Origin of the sequence: Streptomyces sp. NPDC060027 (genome assembly GCF_042737005.1) — a bacterium.
Taxonomy (GTDB): domain Bacteria; phylum Actinomycetota; class Actinomycetes; order Streptomycetales; family Streptomycetaceae; genus Streptomyces.
Map to the genome: position 1 here is coordinate 1 of NZ_JBHWVI010000189.1, position 17,382 is coordinate 17,382.

Annotated in this window: 10 protein-coding genes and 1 pseudogene; 8 read left to right on the plus strand and 3 right to left on the minus strand. The window is 72.7% G+C overall.

The window, feature by feature from the left end:
- Window positions 1-223 precede the first annotated feature (223 nt).
- The gene (locus ACFWBT_RS33080) at window positions 224-1,123 is read left to right on the plus strand and encodes a chitosanase (RefSeq protein ID WP_385706665.1); all 900 of its coding nucleotides are present in this window, start codon (window positions 224-226) and stop codon (window positions 1,121-1,123) included.
- A 366-nt stretch (window positions 1,124-1,489) separates the two neighbouring features.
- Here the strand turns inward: ACFWBT_RS33080 and ACFWBT_RS33085 are convergent, their stop codons facing one another.
- The 3 genes from ACFWBT_RS33085 to ACFWBT_RS33095 all read right to left on the minus strand — a co-directional run bounded on the left by ACFWBT_RS33085 (window position 1,490) and on the right by ACFWBT_RS33095 (window position 8,687).
- Window positions 1,490-2,950, minus strand: coding sequence for a glutamate synthase subunit beta (locus tag ACFWBT_RS33085; protein WP_385706666.1), 1,461 nt, complete (start codon window positions 2,948-2,950; stop codon window positions 1,490-1,492).
- Window positions 2,943-7,535: a glutamate synthase large subunit gene (gene gltB / locus ACFWBT_RS33090; RefSeq protein WP_385706667.1), complete on the minus strand. Its 4,593-nt coding sequence runs from the start codon at window positions 7,533-7,535 to the stop codon at window positions 2,943-2,945. The genes ACFWBT_RS33085 and gltB overlap by 8 nt, the downstream gene beginning before the upstream one ends.
- 420 nt (window positions 7,536-7,955) lie before the next feature.
- Window positions 7,956-8,687 (minus strand): VIT1/CCC1 transporter family protein, encoded by a 732-nt coding sequence (locus ACFWBT_RS33095; RefSeq protein ID WP_385706668.1) that lies wholly within the window; start codon window positions 8,685-8,687, stop codon window positions 7,956-7,958.
- Window positions 8,688-8,959: 272 nt separating this feature from the next.
- On the opposite strand from ACFWBT_RS33095, the pseudogene ACFWBT_RS33100 reads away from it, so the two are divergent.
- From ACFWBT_RS33100 to ACFWBT_RS33130, 7 genes and pseudogenes are all read left to right on the plus strand, one after another.
- Window positions 8,960-9,976 (plus strand): annotated as a pseudogene (locus ACFWBT_RS33100) (ADP-ribosylglycohydrolase family protein); the annotation flags it as partial.
- A gap of 422 nt (window positions 9,977-10,398) precedes the next feature.
- On the plus strand, window positions 10,399-11,871 hold the full coding sequence (locus ACFWBT_RS33105; protein ID WP_385706669.1) for an ADP-ribosylglycohydrolase family protein: 1,473 nt from the start codon (window positions 10,399-10,401) through the stop codon (window positions 11,869-11,871).
- A 24-nt stretch (window positions 11,872-11,895) separates the two neighbouring features.
- The gene (locus ACFWBT_RS33110) at window positions 11,896-13,065 is read left to right on the plus strand and encodes an ADP-ribosylglycohydrolase family protein (protein ID WP_385706670.1); all 1,170 of its coding nucleotides are present in this window, start codon (window positions 11,896-11,898) and stop codon (window positions 13,063-13,065) included.
- A complete protein-coding gene (locus ACFWBT_RS33115; protein WP_385706671.1) occupies window positions 13,053-14,417 on the plus strand; it encodes an ADP-ribosylglycohydrolase family protein in 1,365 nt (454 codons plus the stop codon). Before ACFWBT_RS33110 ends, ACFWBT_RS33115 begins: the two co-directional genes overlap by 13 nt.
- Window positions 14,414-15,307 carry a ribokinase gene (gene rbsK / locus ACFWBT_RS33120; protein WP_385706672.1) on the plus strand — a complete coding sequence of 298 codons (894 nt, stop codon included), beginning with the start codon at window positions 14,414-14,416 and terminating at the stop codon, window positions 15,305-15,307. Before ACFWBT_RS33115 ends, rbsK begins: the two co-directional genes overlap by 4 nt.
- Window positions 15,304-16,506: a CaiB/BaiF CoA transferase family protein gene (locus ACFWBT_RS33125; RefSeq protein WP_385706673.1), complete on the plus strand. Its 1,203-nt coding sequence runs from the start codon at window positions 15,304-15,306 to the stop codon at window positions 16,504-16,506. Before rbsK ends, ACFWBT_RS33125 begins: the two co-directional genes overlap by 4 nt.
- A complete protein-coding gene (locus tag ACFWBT_RS33130; RefSeq protein WP_385706674.1) occupies window positions 16,503-17,342 on the plus strand; it encodes an HpcH/HpaI aldolase/citrate lyase family protein in 840 nt (279 codons plus the stop codon). The genes ACFWBT_RS33125 and ACFWBT_RS33130 overlap by 4 nt, the downstream gene beginning before the upstream one ends.
- The last annotated feature ends 40 nt before the right edge of the window (window positions 17,343-17,382 follow it).

Below are 17,382 nucleotides of genomic sequence, written 5' to 3' on the forward strand. Positions count from 1 at the left end.
GGGCCGGAGAGCGGGGCGGACGGCGGGTGCGGCAGGGGCCACGGGCCGCCGCGCCCGCGGGGCCCGGGCGGCGTCCGGTGGCCCTGTCCTGGCCCCGAGCCTGCCGCGCTCCGGGGGGCGCACGCGTAGCGTGTCCAGGGGCGCACAGTGTGTAGCGGGCCTGCTCACGGGTGGCCTACCCGGGCTGCACACCTGTACGCCGTCCCTGCGTACCCTGTGCGTCATGAAGCGAGCGGGTTGCCTGATGTTCGCCGTCGTCCCCGTGGTGGTCACGGCGGCGGTCTACTTCGCCACGCCCGAGCACCCGGCCACGGCCGACGCCAAGCGCCCGGCGTCCGTCTCGCAGCAGGCCCGCGCGAAGGCCAAGGCCGACGCCGAGCGGGCGGCCGACGACGAGGTCGTCGCCGATCTGCCGCCGGGCCTCGCCGCTCCCCGGAAGAAGGAGCTGGCCCAGCAGCTCGTGGCCAGTGCCGAGAACTCCACGCTGAAGTGGCACGAGGCGTACGGCTACATCGAGGACATCGGCGACGGCCAGGGCTACACGGCGGGCATCGTCGGCTTCTGCACCGGCACCCACGACCTGCTCATCCTCGTCGAGCGGTACACCGAGGCGCACCCGGACAACGGGCTCGCCCGCTATCTCCCGGCCCTGCGCGAGGTCGACGGCACGGACTCCCACGAGGGCCTGGACCCGGGCTTCCCCGCGGCCTGGCGCCACGAGGCCACGGTCGCCGCCTTCCGCGAGGCCCAGGACTCCGAACGCGACCGGGTGTACTTCGACCCCGCCGTCCGGCTCGCCAAGCTCGACGGCCTCGGCACGCTCGGCCAGTTCATCTACTACGACGCCATGGTGCTGCACGGGCCCGGCACCGGCGACAACAGCTTCTACGGGCTGCGCGAGCGCGCCATGCGCGAGGCGGACCTCCCGTCGGAGGGCGGCGAGGAGAAGTCGTACCTCGACATCTTCCTGGACATCCGCCGCGAGGCGATGAAGTCCAAGAACCCGGACCGGGACACCACCCGCATCGACACGGCCCAGCGCCAGTTCCTGTACGACGGGAACCTCGACCTGCACACACCGCTGGAGTGGAAGGTGTACGGCGAGACCTACCGCGTGCCGTAGCACGGGACCTCGCCGCATCCCGCTCGGCCCGCCGGTTCGCCGCGCCCGACTCGGCGCACCGGGCCCGGCCCGGGCACCCGCCCGGCTCGCCCCCTCCGCCTCGGCGCGCGCCTCCGCCTCGGCGCGCACAACCGCCTTCGCGACATGCCCGATTCCCCTGCCCGCGCGGCGAGACGGGTACCCGCGCCGAGGGCGCCGCGGTGAACTTCTCCGGCCCCGGGGCGAGTCGGCCCCGGGAAGCATGCGGGCATGCGGCGGCGCCTGCCAGGTCGTCCGGTCGGGGACAGGGAGGCAGGCGCCGTCTCGTGTTCCGTACGCCTTTGTACGGGACGTTCTTGAGTGACCGTCAGGTCACGGTTCCAGGGGTCAGGCCATCAGCGAACGGTCCGTCGGGCGGATCGGGGCCGGCAGGTCGCTCGCTCCGGTGAGGAAGCGGTCGACACCGCGGGCGGCCGAGCGGCCCTCCGCGATGGCCCAGACGATGAGGGACTGGCCGCGGCCCGCGTCACCGGCGACGTACACGCCGGGAACGTTGGTCGCGAAGTCGGCGTCGCGGGCGATGTTGCCGCGCTCGTCGAGCTCCAGGCCGAACTGGGAGACCACGCCGTTCTCGACGTCCGTGCCGGTGAAGCCCATGGCCAGCGTCACCAGCTGGGCGGGGATCTTGCGCTCCGTGCCCGGCTTCTGGTTCAGCTTACCGCCGGTGAACTCGACCTCGACGAGGTGCAGCCACTGGACGTTGCCGTCCTCGTCGCCCTCGAAGTGGGTGGTGTTGACGGAGTAGACCCGCTCACCGCCCTCCTCGTGCGCGGAGGTGACCTTGTAGAGCATCGGGAACGTCGGCCAGGGCTGGCCCGGGTTCCGCTCCTCGCCCGGCCGCGGCATGATCTCCAGCTGCGTGACCGAGGCCGCGCCCTGACGGTGGGCGGTGCCCACGCAGTCCGCGCCCGTGTCGCCGCCGCCGATGACCACGACGTGCTTGCCCTCGGCCGTGATCGGGGGCGCCACGAAGTCGCCCTCCTGCACCTTGTTGGCCAGCGGCAGGTACTCCATGGCCTGGTGGATGCCGTTCAGCTCCCGCCCGGGGGCGGGCAGGTCACGGGCGGTCGTCGCGCCGGCGGCGATGACCACGGCGTCGTACCGCTTGCGCAGGTCCGTCGCCTTGAGGTCACGGCCGATCTCGATGCCCGTGCGGAAGCGGGTGCCCTCCGCGCGCATCTGCTCGATGCGGCGGTTGATGTGCCGCTTCTCCATCTTGAACTCGGGGATGCCGTAGCGCAGCAGGCCGCCGACGCGGTCGGCGCGCTCGTACACCGCGACCGTGTGACCGGCGCGCGTGAGCTGCTGGGCGGCGGCGAGACCTGCGGGACCGGAACCGATGACCGCGACGGTCTTGCCCGACAGACGCTCGGGGATCTGCGGGGCGACGTCGCCCGTGTCCCACGCCTTGTCGATGATCGAGACCTCGACGTTCTTGATGGTCACGGCGGGCTGGTTGATGCCGAGCACACACGCCGACTCGCACGGGGCGGGGCACAGCCGGCCCGTGAACTCCGGGAAGTTGTTCGTGGCGTGCAGGCGCTCGGAGGCGGCCTGCCAGTCCTCGCGGTACGCGAAGTCGTTCCACTCGGGGATCAGGTTGCCCAGCGGACAGCCGTTGTGGCAGAACGGGATGCCGCAGTCCATGCAGCGCGAGGCCTGCTTGGAGATGATCGGGAGCAGCGAGCCCGGAACGTAGACCTCGTTCCAGTCCTTGAGGCGCTCCTCGACCGGCCGGGACCTGGCGACCTCACGGCCGTGGTTCAGAAAGCCCTTGGGATCAGCCATTGGTCGCCGCCTCCATCATCTTCTCGGTGATCTCGGACTCGTCGAGTCCGGCTCGCTCGGCGGCGTCCTTGGCGGCGAGCACTGCCTTGTAGGTGCTGGGAATGATCTTGCTGAAGCGCTCCACGGACACGGGCCACTCGGCGAGCAGCTTCTCGGCGACCGTCGAGGCGGTCTCCTCCGCGTGGCGGCGCACGACGTCGTGCAGCCACTGCTTGTCGGTGTCGTCGAGCTGCTCGACGGCGTCCACGTTGCCGACGTTCACGTTGTCGCGGTCGAGGTCGATCACGTACGCGACACCGCCGGACATGCCGGCCGCGAAGTTGCGGCCCGTCTCGCCGAGGACGACCGCGTGACCGCCGGTCATGTACTCGCAGCCGTGGTCGCCCACGCCCTCGGAGACCACCGTCGCGCCGGAGTTGCGGACGCAGAAGCGCTCGCCGGTGCGGCCGCGCAGGAAGAGCTCGCCGCCCGTCGCGCCGTACGCGATGGTGTTGCCCGCGATGGTCGAGTACTCGGCGAGGTGGTCGGCGCCCCGGTCGGGACGGACGATCACCCGGCCGCCGGAGAGGCCCTTGCCGACGTAGTCGTTGGCGTCGCCCTCCAGGCGCAGCGTGACGCCGCGCGGCAGGAAGGCGCCGAAGGACTGGCCGGCCGAGCCCGTGAAGGTGATGTCGATGGTGTCGTCGGGCAGGCCCGCGCCGCCGAACTTCTTCGTCACCTCGTGGCCGAGCATGGTGCCGACCGTGCGGTTGATGTTGCGGATCGCGACCTGGGCGCGGACCGGCTGGGCGTCGGTCGCGGAGTCCGCGGCCAGCGCGTCGGCGGCGAGCTTGATCAGCTCGTTGTCGAGCGCCTTCTCCAGGCCGTGGTCCTGCTCGATGACCTGGTGCAGCGCCGCGCCCTCGGGCAGTTCGGGCACGTAGAAGAGCGGGGACAGGTCCAGGCCCTGCGCCTTCCAGTGGGTGATGGCGCGCTCCACGTCGAGGTTCTCGGCGTGGCCGACGGCCTCCTCGATGGTGCGGAAGCCGAGCTCGGCGAGGATCTCGCGGACCTCTTCGGCGATGAACTTGAAGAAGTTGACGATGTACTCGGCCTTGCCGGCGAACCGCTCGCGCAGCACCGGGTTCTGCGTGGCGATGCCGACCGGGCAGGTGTCCAGGTGGCAGACGCGCATCATGACGCAGCCGGAGACGACGAGCGGCGCGGTCGCGAAACCGAACTCCTCGGCGCCGAGCAGCGCGGCGATGACGACGTCGCGGCCCGTCTTGAGCTGGCCGTCGGTCTGCACGACGATGCGGTCGCGCAGGCCGTTGAGCAGCAGGGTCTGCTGGGTCTCGGCGAGGCCGAGCTCCCAGGGTCCGCCCGCGTGCTTGAGGGAGGTCAGCGGGGAGGCGCCCGTTCCGCCGTCGTGGCCGGAGATGAGGACGACGTCCGCGTGGGCCTTGGAGACACCGGCGGCGACCGTGCCGACGCCGACCTCGGAGACCAGCTTCACGTGGATGCGGGCCTGCGGGTTGGCGTTCTTGAGGTCGTGGATCAGCTGAGCCAGGTCCTCGATGGAGTAGATGTCGTGGTGCGGCGGCGGGGAGATCAGACCGACACCCGGGGTCGAGTGACGGGTCTTGGCCACCCACGGGTAGACCTTGTGACCGGGCAGCTGGCCGCCCTCGCCGGGCTTGGCGCCCTGCGCCATCTTGATCTGGATGTCGTCGGCGTTGACGAGGTACTCGCTCGTGACACCGAAGCGGCCGGAGGCGACCTGCTTGATGCTGGAGCGGCGGGCCGGGTCGTACAGCCGGTCCGCGTCCTCGCCGCCCTCACCGGTGTTGGACTTGCCGCCCAGCTGGTTCATGGCGATGGCGAGGGTCTCGTGCGCCTCCTTGGAGATGGAGCCGTACGACATGGCGCCGGTGGAGAAGCGCTTGACGATCTCGGAGACGGGCTCGACCTCGTCGAGGGAGATCGAGGGGCGGTCCGAGGTGAAGCCGAACAGGCCGCGCAGCGTCATCAGCCGCTCGGACTGCTCGTTCACGCGGTCCGTGTACTTCTTGAAGATCTCGTAGCTGCCGGAGCGCGTCGAGTGCTGGAGGCGGAAGACCGTCTCCGGGTCGAACAGGTGGGGCTCGCCCTCGCGGCGCCACTGGTACTCGCCGCCTATGTCCAGGGCGCGGTGCGCGGGCGCGATGCCCGAGGCCGGGTAGGCCTTGGCGTGCCGGGCGGCGACCTCCTTGGCGATGACGTCGAGACCGGCGCCGCCGATCTTGGTGGCCGTGCCGTTGAAGTACTTCTCGACGAAGGCCGTCTCCAGGCCGACGGCCTCGAAGACCTGGGCGCCGCGGTAGGAGGCGACGGTCGAGATGCCCATCTTGGACATGACCTTCAGGACGCCCTTGCCGAGCGCGTAGATCAGGTTGCGGATGGCCTGCTCGGGCTCGATGCCCTGGAGGAAGGTGTCGGCGCGGACCAGGTCCTCGACGGACTCCATGGCCAGGTACGGGTTGACCGCGGCGGCGCCGAAGCCGATGAGCAGGGCGACGTGGTGGACCTCGCGGACGTCACCGGCCTCGACCAGCAGGCCCACCTGGGTGCGCTGCTTGGTGCGGATGAGGTGGTGGTGGACGGCGGCGGTGAGCAGCAGCGAGGGGATCGGCGCGTGCTCGGCGTCCGAGTGGCGGTCCGACAGGACGATCAGCCGTGCGCCGTTCTCGATGGCGGCGTCGGCCTCGGTACAGATCTCCTCGATGCGGGCGGCGAGGGATTCGCCGCCGCCGGAGACCCGGTACAGGCCGGACAGCGTCGCGGCCTTCATGCCGGGCATGTCGCCGTCGGCGTTGATGTGGATGAGCTTGGCCAGCTCGTCGTTGTCGATCACCGGGAAGGGCAGGGTGACGCTGCGACAGGAGACGGCCGTCGGCTCCAGCAGGTTGCTCGCCGGACCGAGGGAGGAGCGCAGGGAGGTGACCAGTTCCTCGCGGATCGCGTCCAGCGGCGGGTTGGTGACCTGGGCGAACAGCTGGGTGAAGTAGTCGAACAGCAGACGCGGGCGCTGCGAGAGCGCGGCGATCGGCGAGTCCGTGCCCATCGAACCGATCGGCTCGGCGGCGGCCTTGGCCATCGGCGCGAGGATGATCCGCAGCTCTTCCTCGGTGTAGCCGAAGGTCTGCTGGCGGCGGGTGACCGAGGCGTGGGTGTGCACGATGTGCTCGCGCTCGGGCAGGTCGGAGAGCTCGATCTCGCCGGCTTCGAGCCACTCGGCGTAGGGCTTCTCGGCGGCGAGGCCGGCCTTGATCTCGTCGTCCTCGATGATGCGGTGCTCGACGGTGTCGACGAGGAACATCTTGCCGGGCTGGAGGCGGCCCTTGCGGACGACCTTGGCGGGGTCGATGTCGAGGACGCCGACCTCGGAGCCGAGGACGACGAGGCCCTCGTCGGTGACCCAGTAGCGGCCGGGGCGCAGTCCGTTGCGGTCCAGGACCGCGCCGACCTGGCTGCCGTCGGTGAAGGTGACGCAGGCGGGGCCGTCCCAGGGCTCCATCATCGTGGAGTGGAACTGGTAGAAGGCGCGCCGGGCCGGGTCCATGGAGTCGTGGTTCTCCCACGCCTCCGGGATCATCATCAGCACGGAGTGCGGGAGCGAGCGGCCGCCGAGGTGCAGGAGTTCGAGCACCTCGTCGAAGGAGGCCGAGTCGGAGGCGTCCGGCGTGCAGACGGGGAAGATCCGCTCCAGGGCCTTGTCCCCGAACAGGTCCGAGGCGAGCTGGGACTCGCGGGCGACCATCCAGTTGCGGTTGCCCTTGACCGTGTTGATCTCGCCGTTGTGCGCGACGAAGCGGTACGGGTGGGCGAGCGGCCAGCTCGGGAAGGTGTTGGTGGAGAACCGGGAGTGCACGAGCGCGATCGCGGAGGCGAAGCGGCGGTCGGACAGGTCCGGGAAGAAGGGCTCCAGCTGGCCGGTGGTCAGCATGCCCTTGTAGACGATGGTCCGCGCGGACAGCGACGGGAAGTAGACCCCGGCCTCGCGCTCGGCGCGCTTGCGCAGCACGAAGGCGCTGCGGTCCAAGGCGATGCCCTGGCTCTTGCCGTCGGTGACGAAGATCTGGCGGAAGGCGGGCATCGTCGAGCGGGCGGTGGCGCCGAGGAGTCCGGGGGCGACCGGGACCTCGCGCCAGCCGAGGACGGTGAGGCCCTCTTCGGCGGCGATCGTCTCGATATGCGAGACGGCGTCGGCCGTGCCGTCCTCGGGGAGGAAGGCGATGCCTGCCGCGTACGCGCCGGCTGCGGGAAGTTCGAATCCGGCCACCTCGCGGAAGAAGGCGTCCGGGACCTGGGAGAGGATGCCCGCGCCGTCGCCCGAGTCGGGCTCGGAGCCGGTGGCACCGCGGTGTTCCAGGTTGCGCAGAACGGTGAGCGCCTGCTCGACCAGCGCGTGGCTCGCCTCGCCGGTGAGGGTGGCCACGAAGCCGACGCCACAGGCGTCGTGCTCGTTGCGGGGGTCGTACATACCCTGCGCAGCAGGGCGAGCATCCATGAAGGACCACTTCTGGTCGTTCGTGGAGTGCTGGGACGGCTGGCGCGGCGTACGCATCGGCTCTCCCGTCGTCGTCGGGGCGGGGGGTCCCTCCCATGCCTTGAGGCTCAGGGGGGAGACATCTGCCGAGGGACGACGTTGGCCCTCTGTTGGTGCAAAATTTCGTGCAGGTTACATGATGGAGCGATTCTCGGGAACCGGATACCGCGTTCCAACATGCGGACACCACGGGGTCGCGGCGGGGGTACCGCGCTCAGCGGTGGAAGGCCGGGGGGACCCAGGCGGGACCTAAGCGGGACCTAAGCGGACAGATCGATGACCGTCGGCCCGGTTCGCGGCAGAGATCGTGATCCGCCGCGAGAAGTGCGGAGCAGGCGTCATTGCCTGCGGCGCTTACGGCTCATGCCCAGTGGTTAAGGAATCGAAACCGCCGGGTAACGACTACTTATGCGGTCCCTCGCATAAGTGATCGAGGCCTCATCCTACGGCCGCACCGAACAGACTGCCCAGGGCGTACGTCACACCCGCCGCGGCACCGCCGAGAGCGAGCTGCCGCAGCCCGCTGAACCACCAGGACCGCGCGGTCACCTTGGCCACGACGGCACCGCAGGCGAAGAGCCCGAGCATCGCGAGCAGCAGCGCCGGCCACAGCACGGTCGCGCCCAGCAGATACGGCAGTACGGGGAGCAGGGCGCCCAGCGCGAACGAGCCGAAGCTGGACACTGCGGCGACGGCCGGGGAGGGCAGGTCGCCGGGGTCAATGCCGAGCTCCTCGCGCGCGTGGATCTCCAGGGCCTGCTCGGGATCACGGGAGAGCTGCCGGGCGACCTCGCGGGCCAGCTCGGGCTCGACGCCGCGGGACTCGTAGAGCGCGGCCAGCTCGCGCTCCTCGTCCTTGGGGTGCTTGCGCAGCTCCCGTCGCTCGACATCGAGCTCCGCCTCGACGAGCTCGCGCTGCGAGGCGACGGAGGTGTACTCACCGGCGGCCATCGAGAAGGCGCCGGCGGCCAGGCCCGCGAGCCCGGTGATGACGATCGTCTGCTGGGAGACGGAACCGCCAGCCACACCGGTCATCAGGGCGAGGTTGGAGACCAGGCCGTCCATCGCGCCGAACACGGCCGGGCGCAGCCATCCGCCGTTCACATCCCGGTGGGTGTGGTTGTCGCGGTGCGCCTCGTGCAGCGTCGCCTCGTTCTCGATGATCGCCATACCGGTCCCCCAGGGTGCTTGATTGGACTGCTTCCACTTTTTGACAACTACGAAAGTACGCCTCACATTTCCTTGCCGCCAGCAAGGAAAGGCTGCGCTAACCTGCACTTTTACCGCTCGATGCTCATCCGTGGCATGTCATGCACATATGTCGACCGGGTGACAGTGAGGCCCGCGAGGCTCCTGTCAACCGCCAAGGTGGGACAGATCCGCAAAGGGTTCCGCGCGCCGCATTCCGCGCGCCGGCAGGGGCCCTGAGAGGAGAGGCACGTATGGCTTCCATCGCCTGCATTCCCTCGGCCCCGGCACCCGGGAACGCCGCCGGTCTCCGCGACCGGGCGCGCGGCGCACTGCTCGGACTCGCCGTCGGGGACGCGCTGGGCGCACCCGCCGAGAACATGAAGCCGTCGGAGATCCGCGCCAAGTGGGGCCGGATCACCGGGTACGTCGCCGAGCATCCGGCCGGGACGGACGACACCGAGTACGCGATCTTCTCGGGGCTGCTGCTCGCCCGGCACGGCTCGGCGCTGACCGTGGCGCACGTCGAGTCGGCCTGGCACCAGTGGATCGCGGACCGCGACGAGGGGCCGTTCCGCGGCGCCGGTTTCAGCGAGCGCGGCACGCTCGAGAATCTCCGGCGGGGTCTCGCGGCGCCCATCTCCGCCCAGCACCGGCACGCCTGGAGCGACGGCCTCGCCATGCGCGCGGCCCCCTTCGGCGTCTTCGCGGCCGGCCGGCCCGCCGAGGCGGCCCGGCTCGTGGCGATCGACGGCTCGGTGAGCCACGAGGGCGAGGGCATCTACGGCGGCCAGGCGGTCGCGGCGGGGGTCGCCGCCGCGATGGCGGGCGCTCCCACCATCGCGGTCGTCGCGTCCGCCCTGGCCGTCATCCCGGACGACTCCTGGACGGCCCGCTCGCTGCGCCGCGCGGTCGCGGTGGCGCACCGCGGCGAACGGGCGGTGCGCTCCGCGGTGGTGATCGGCGGCTATCCGTGGACCGACCTGGCGCCCGAGGCCGTCGCCCTCGCCTTCGGCGCGTACGCGGCGGCGGACGGGGAGTTCACCGAGTCCGTCCTCACCGCGGTGAACATGGGCCGCGACGCCGACACGACGGCCGCGGTGGCCGGGGCGCTGGCGGGCGCGACCCGGGGCGCGTCCTCGATCCCGGCCGCCTGGGCGGCGGCCATCGGACCGGCCCGCGGCAGCTGCCTCCCCTCCATGGAGGGCCACCACATCCTGGACGTGGCGGAACTGCTGACGCCGGAGGACGAGCAGAAGTGGGGCCCAGGAGGCCACGCACCACCCACCCCGGCCCCGCACACCGTCACCGCCTCGGACCCGTACGCCGTCACGGCTCCGGACACGTACGTCGTCACCGCCCCGGACACGTACGTCGTCACCGCCCCGGACACGTACGTCGTCACGGACCCAGACCCGTACGTCGTCACGGCTCCGGACACGTGTGTTGTCGCCACCCCGCACACGTACGCCGCCACCGCCCCGGACATGTACGCCGCCACCGCTCCGGAGGCCTGTGTCGTCGCCGCCCCGGACCCGTACGCCGTCACGACCCCGGACCCGTACGCCGCCACCGCCCCGGACCCGTACGTCGTCACGGCTCCGGACCCGTATGTCGTCACCGCCTCGGACGCCTACGTCCTGTCGGACGCGGACGCCTGGGAGTCGGCCGCCGGTGGCGACGAGGTGCGCTCATGAGCCCCGGTCTGGCCGGGGACGAGTCCGGCCCGGCCACCGGCGAGGGCGCCGCGTCGGCGCCGCCCCCCGAACCTCCACCGCCCGCCCCGGCGGAGACGGACGGACCGCCCCGGAGCACCCTCGCGACCCGCACACCGACACCGGTCACCCCGGCGGCACCTGCACTCACCGAGGGCACGCGTCCGGTGGCCCTCGCCGGACCCGCGGACCCGGTGGCGGTCGGCCGGGCCGCCGAGCCGGTGCGGGTCGCCGAGGGGGCCGGATTCGTGGCGGGCGGCCGGACGGCCCGGGAGCGGGGAAGCTCCCCGGCGGAGACGCCCGTGCGGGTGGAGGCGCCCGTGGAAGCGGGGGCGCGCCGTATCGAGGGGCTGCTCCTCGGGCTGGCCGCGGGCGACGCCGCGGGCTGGCCCGCCGCCCGGCACCGGGCCGCGCGGATGCCCGAGTGGACCCGGCGGCTGACCCGCGAGCTGGACACCTTCGCGGAGCAGAACGCGACGACGACCCTGCCCGTGCCGATCGCGCTGAACCAGCCGCCGGAGCCGCTGCGGCTCGGCCCGTCGGACGACGCCGAGTGGGCGGCGTTCGCGGCGGAGGCCGTGCTCCGGGCCGGGGAGACCGCTGCACTCGGCGACCTGAGCCTCGATCGCAGGATGCGCGCGTCCATCGACCTGTCCTGGAACGCCGTAGCCAGCGAGGTCGCCGCCGCGGCGGACCGGGCCCCCGAGGTCGAGTCCGCCCTGCTCCCGCTGCGCGCCCGGATCTCCGTGCGCGCCGGACTCGGCAACCTCGCCACCGGTCTGCGCCCGCCCGCCACCGGCCACGACAACCCCCACTACTTCGACGACGCCGCCTGCGTACGGGCCTGCGTGCTCGCCGTGGCACACCCGGGTGACCCCCGACTCGCCGCGGAACTGGCCGAGTTCGACGCCCGCTACACCCAGGACGGCGACGGGGTGCACGGCGCCCGCGCCATGGCCGCCGCCGTGTCGCTCGCCCTCACCGGGCACTCCGCCGACATCTGCGTGGACGCCGCCCTCGCCGAACTGCCCGCCACCACGGAGATCGGCCGCAACGCCCGCCACGCCCTCACGCTGGCCCGGGGCAGCGAGAGCACCTTCGCCCTGGTCCCCCTGCTGGAGCACCAGATCGTCGACCACGTCTACAGCTACGGCATCGCGGCGGCCGAGACCGTCCCCGTCGCCCTGGCCCTGACCCTGGCCGCGCACGGCCGGATCGCCGAGGCGGTGCCCGCCGCCGCATGCCTGTCCCGGGTCGCCGACTCGGCCCCTGCCCTGGCCGGCGCGCTCACCGGGGCGCTCGGCGGCGGCGCCGCGATCCCCGCCTCCTGGCGCGACGCCTGCCGCACCCTGTCCGGCTGCGCGCTGCCCCGCCTGACCGGGACGGATCTCATCGGACTCGCCGAACTCCTCGAAGCGACAGGACTCGCCGACCGGATTCCCCGGAACTGACCACCCCAGAGGGATGATTCGGGCATGACGCCCAAAGGAGAAGGAACGGGAACCCTCGACGAACGGATCACCGGAGCCCTCGTCGGAGCCGCCGTCGGCGACGCGCTCGGCGGCCCCGTCGAGGGGTACTCCCCCGAACAGATCACCGAACGCCACGGCGGCCGCGTGCGCGGTGTCGTCGGCCCCTGGAACGGCGACGCCTGGCCCACCGCCCGGCCCATCGCCCCGTACCACAAGGGCGACGGACACGTCACCGACGACACCCTGATGACCCATGCGCTGGTACGCGTGTACGCCACCGTCCGCGACCACCTCGACGCCTACGCCGTCGCGGAGCACCTGGTCCCCGACCTGATGACGACCCCCCGCTGGATCCCGGAGCTGGAGGCCGAGGCCCTCCCCCTCCAGCGGATCTTCCTCGCCGAGAAGTGGCTGGTCGCCCGCCTCCACTACGGCCATGTGGACCCCCGGGAGGCCGGCGTCGGCAACATCGTGAACTGCGGTGCCGCGATGTACATGGCCCCGGTCGGACTCGTCAACGCGGCGAACCCGGCGGGCGCGTACGCCGAGGCCCTCGACATCGCGGGAGCCCACCAATCCTCGTACGGCCGCGAGGCCGCGGGCGTCTTCGCCGCGGCGGTGGCGGCGGCCTGCTCCCCCGGCGCCACCCCCGACTCGGTCGTCGCCGCGTGCCTGTCGCTGGCCGAGGACGGCACCCGCGCGGCCGTCGAGGCGGTCTGCGAAGTCGCCTCCCACCACACGGACTTCGAGTCGGCGCTCGTCCCGCTGCGCCGGGCGGTGGCCCCGTACGACACGGTCGGCCCGGACTACCGTTCCCCCTCGCTCGGCGCCCGCCGCCCCTCCCGTCTGCACTCCATCGAAGAACTCCCCGTCGCCCTCGGCATGTTGCTGGTGTCCGGCGGCGACTTCCGGCACGCGGTCCTCGGCTCGGTCAACTACGGCCGCGACTGCGACTCCATCGCCACCATGGCCGGCGCCCTCGCCGGCGCGCTGGGCTCCGAGGTCCCGCACGACTGGGCGAAGACGGTGGCGGAGTCCAGCCGCCTCGACCTGGACGCCCCGGCGCGTACGCTCGCCGAGGTGACCCGGGAGATCTTCGACCGCGACGTCCACCGCCGCCGGGCCCACGAGGCGGCGTACGCCGCGCTGGCGGGAACACCGTGCTCCGCCTGACCTGGGTCCAGCCCGAGGACCTCCTCGGCCACGAACTCCACCAGGCCGTCCAGGACGGCCGCGAGCCGGCCCTCGTCGCCTCCCGCTGGCGCGCGGCGGGCGGTCGGCAGGCCCCGCTCCGCGCGGGCGCGTCGACGACCCCGGCCTCACCGGCCCTGCGCCGCCTTGCGGCCGACCTCCTCGACGAACTCGCCGCCCTACCGGGCCGGTCGGCGGACGACGAGCCGACGGATCTGGCCCTGATCAAGGCCGCCTGCCCCAGCTGGCCGCCCCCGCGGTACGCGCCCGTGCCCGCTCCCGACCGGGCCCGACTGGAGGCGGCCTGGCTCGGCCGGGCCGTCGGCTGCCTGCTGGGCAAACCCGTGGAGAAACTCCCCCTCCACGGCATCCGGGCACTCGCCAGGGCCTCGGGCAACTGGCCCCTCCACACCTGGTTCACCGCGCGGGGCGTACCCCAGGACCTCCTGGACGCCCACCCCTGGAACCGGCGCTCCGCCCCCACCTCCCTGGCCGAGAACATCGACGGCATGCCGGAGGACGACGACCTCAACTACCCTCTCCTGAACCTCCTGTTGCTCCAGCGACACGGCAGGGACTTCACCACCGCGGACGTGGCCCGCCTCTGGCTGGACGAACTCCCCGCCGGCCGCACCTTCACCGCGGAGCGCGTCGCCTACCGCAATCTCCTCAGCGGCGTCGAACCCCCGGAGACCGCCCGCCGGCACAACCCGTTCCGCGAATGGATCGGCGCCCTGATCCGCGCGGACGTGCACGGCTGGACCAACCCCGGCGACCCGGCCGGGGCCGCCGAACAGGCGTACCGCGACGCCGCCCTGACCCACACGGCCAACGGCGTCTACGCGGCGATGTTCGCGGCCGCCGTCATCGCCGAGGCGGCCACCGGGGCGAGTGACGTCCACGCCTGTCTGCGCACCGGGCTGACCGTCGTCCCGCCCGGCTCCCGGCTGGCCCGGGCCGTCCGCCATGCCGTCCGGCTCGCCCGTACGACACCGGACTTCGACACCGTCGTCGACGAACTGCACACCACCCACCGCGACTGCCACTGGGTCCACGCCGTCCCCAACACCGCGCTGATCGCCGCCGCCCTCACCCACGCGGACGGCGACTTCGGCGGCTCGGTCTGCCGCGCGGTGTCCGGCGGCCTGGACACCGACTCGAACGGCGCGACGGCCGGGAGCGTCGCGGGCCTGCTCGCGGGCGACCCCGCCGCCCTGCCCGACCGCTGGACGAGCCCTCTCAAGAACCGGCTCGCCACCTCCGTCGCCGACTTCGACGGCATCGGCTTCGACGCCCTCGCCCACCTCACGCACCGGGAGACCGTTCGCCCATGACCCATATCGCCGTGCTCGGCAGCACGAACATGGACCTCGTCGCGTATGTCGCCAAAGCCCCGCAGCGCGGAGAGACCGTGACGGGCCGGGAGTTCCGTACGATCCCCGGCGGCAAGGGCGCCAACCAGGCGGTGGCCGCGGCGCACGCGGGCGCCGACGTCTCGCTGGTCGGCGCGGTGGGCGCCGACTCCTTCGGCAGCCAACTCCGCTCCACACTGGAGCACTTCGGCGTGAACACCGACCATCTGCGCACCACCGAGGGCCCGTCCGGCACCGCGCACATCGTGGTGGACGACGAGGGCGGCAACGCGATCGTCGTCATCCCCGGCGCCAACGGCACCGTCACCTCCCTCGCCCCCGGCGACGAGGGCCTCATCGCCAGCGCCGACGCGCTGCTCCTCCAGCTCGAGATCCCGCTGGAAGCCGTGCTCGCCGGAGCGGAGGCCGCGCGCCGGCACGGCGTCCGGACGATCCTCACCCCGGCGCCCGCACAGTTCCTGCCACCTCAACTGCTGGCCGCCACCGATCTGTTGGTGCCCAACCAGCACGAGGCCGCCGCACTCACCGGCTTCACCGACCCGCGCGGAGCGGCCGCCGCGCTGCTCGAACAGGTCCCGGAGGTCGTCGTCACCCTGGGCGCCGAGGGCAGCCTGTACGCGGCCCGGGGCGCCGAACCCGTCGCCGTGCCCGCGCCCAAGGTGACCGCCGTCGACTCCACCGGCGCGGGCGACACCTTCGTCGGCACCCTCGCGGTGGCGCTCGCCGAGGGCCGGGAGATGCCGGACGCGCTGGTGTGGGCGTCGGCGGCGGCCGCGATGTCGGTGCAGCGGCCCGGGGCGACGTCCTCGATGCCGTACCGCTCCGAGCTCGACGCGCAGGCCGGCTCATGAGCGGGCACCCGGAGGGCGGCCCCCTCAGCGGCCTGCGCGTCCTCGACCTCGCGACCCTGTTCGCGGGACCGCTCGCCGCCACCATGCTGGGCGACTTCGGCGCGGAGGTCGTCAAGATCGAGCACCCCACTCAACCGGACCCGTCCCGGGGACACGGTCCCTCTAAGGACGGCGTCGGCCTGTGGTGGAAGCTCCTCGGGCGCAACAAGCGCACGATCACGCTCGACCTGTCGAAGCGCGGCGGCCGCGCGACACTGCTCCGGCTCGCCGCCGACGCCGACGTGATCATCGAGAACTTCCGGCCGGGCACCCTGGAGAAGTGGGATCTGGGCTGGGAGGAGCTGTCCGCGGCGAACCCCCGTCTGGTCCTCGCCCGGGTCACCGGCTTCGGCCAGTTCGGCCCCTACGCGCACCGCCCCGGCTTCGGCACGCTCGCGGAGGCGATGAGCGGCTTCGCGGCGATCACCGGCGAACCGGACGCACCGCCGACCCTCCCCCCGTTCGGCCTGGCCGACTCGATCGCCGGACTGGCGACGGCGTACGCCGTGCTGACCGCGCTGACCGCGCGCGACCGCACCGGCGAGGGCCAGGTGATCGACATGGCGATCATCGAGCCGATCCTGACCGTGCTCGGCCCGCAGCCGATCTGGTACGACCAGCTGGGCCACGTCCAGCCCCGCACCGGCAACCGCTCGGCGAACAACGCGCCCCGCAACACCTATCGCACGGCCGACGGGTCCTGGGTCGCCGTCTCCACATCGGCGCAGTCGATCGCCGAGCGGGTGATGCGGCTGGTGGGCCGCCCGGACGTGATCGACGAGCCGTGGTTCGCGACCGGCGCGGACCGGGCACGCCACGCCGACGTCCTGGACGGGGCGGTCGGCGCGTGGATCGCCGAGCGCACCCGGGACGAGGTCCTCGCCGCCTTCGAGAAGGCGGAGGCCGCGGTCGCCCCGATCCAGGACGTCCGGGACGTCATGACCGACCCGCAGTACCAGGCCCTGGACACGGTCACCACCGTCGACGACCCCGAACTGGGCCCGCTGCGCATGCAGAACGTCCTCTTCCGGCTCTCCGCCACGCCCGGTGCGATCCACTGGGCCGGCCGCCCGCACGGCGCGGACACCGACGCCGTGCTCACCGAACTCGGCCTGACGGGGCCCGAGATCGAGGCGCTGAGAGCGGAGGGCGCCCTGTGACCGCGGAACTCCTGCCCCTCACCTGGCTGTACGTGCCCGGCGACCGTCCCGAGGTGGTGGCCAAGGCCCTCGCCTCCGGTGCGGACGTGGTCCTCGTCGACCTGGAGGACGCGGTCGCCCCGGACCGCAAGGAGTACGCCCTCGCCGCCACCGCCGAGCTTCTCGCCGTACCGCCGCCCGTCCCGGTGCACGTCCGGGTCAACGCCCTCGACGGCCCTTTCGCCGACGCCGATCTGAAGACGCTCTCGCCGCTCCCCGGCCTGTCCGGCCTGCGGCTGCCCAAGGTGACATCGCGCTCCGACGTCGTACGGGTGGCGGAGAGCGCGACCCCCGCGGAGGGCGGCGCGATCCCGCTCTACGCCCTGCTGGAGTCGGCTCTGGGCGTGGAGCAGGCCTTCGCCATCGCGTCGGCCCATCGCGCCCTGCGTGGTATCGCGCTCGGCGAGACGGACCTGCGGGCCGATCTCGGTGTCCGGGACGAAGCCGGGCTCGACTGGTCCCGGGCGCGGTTGATCGTGGCCGCCCGGGCGGCGGGGCTGCCTCCGCCGGTCCAGTCGGTCTACCCCGACATCCGCGATGTGGAGGGCCTGGCCGCGTCCTGCGCGCACGGCCGCGCCCTCGGCTTCCTCGGACGCGCGGCCATCCACCCCCGCCAGCTGCCCATCATCGAGCGGGCCTACCTCCCCACCCCGGCCGAGGTCGACTCGGCCGAGGCCGTCATCAAAGCGGCCGCCACCGATCCGGGCGCCCAGGCCCTGCCGGACGGTCGTTTCATCGACGCGGCGGTGGTCACGGGCGCCCGCCGCACCCTCGCCCTCGCACAGCGCCTGGGCTGAGGCGGAGCAGAGCGCCCGGCCTCGGGCAGAGCGAAGGGGG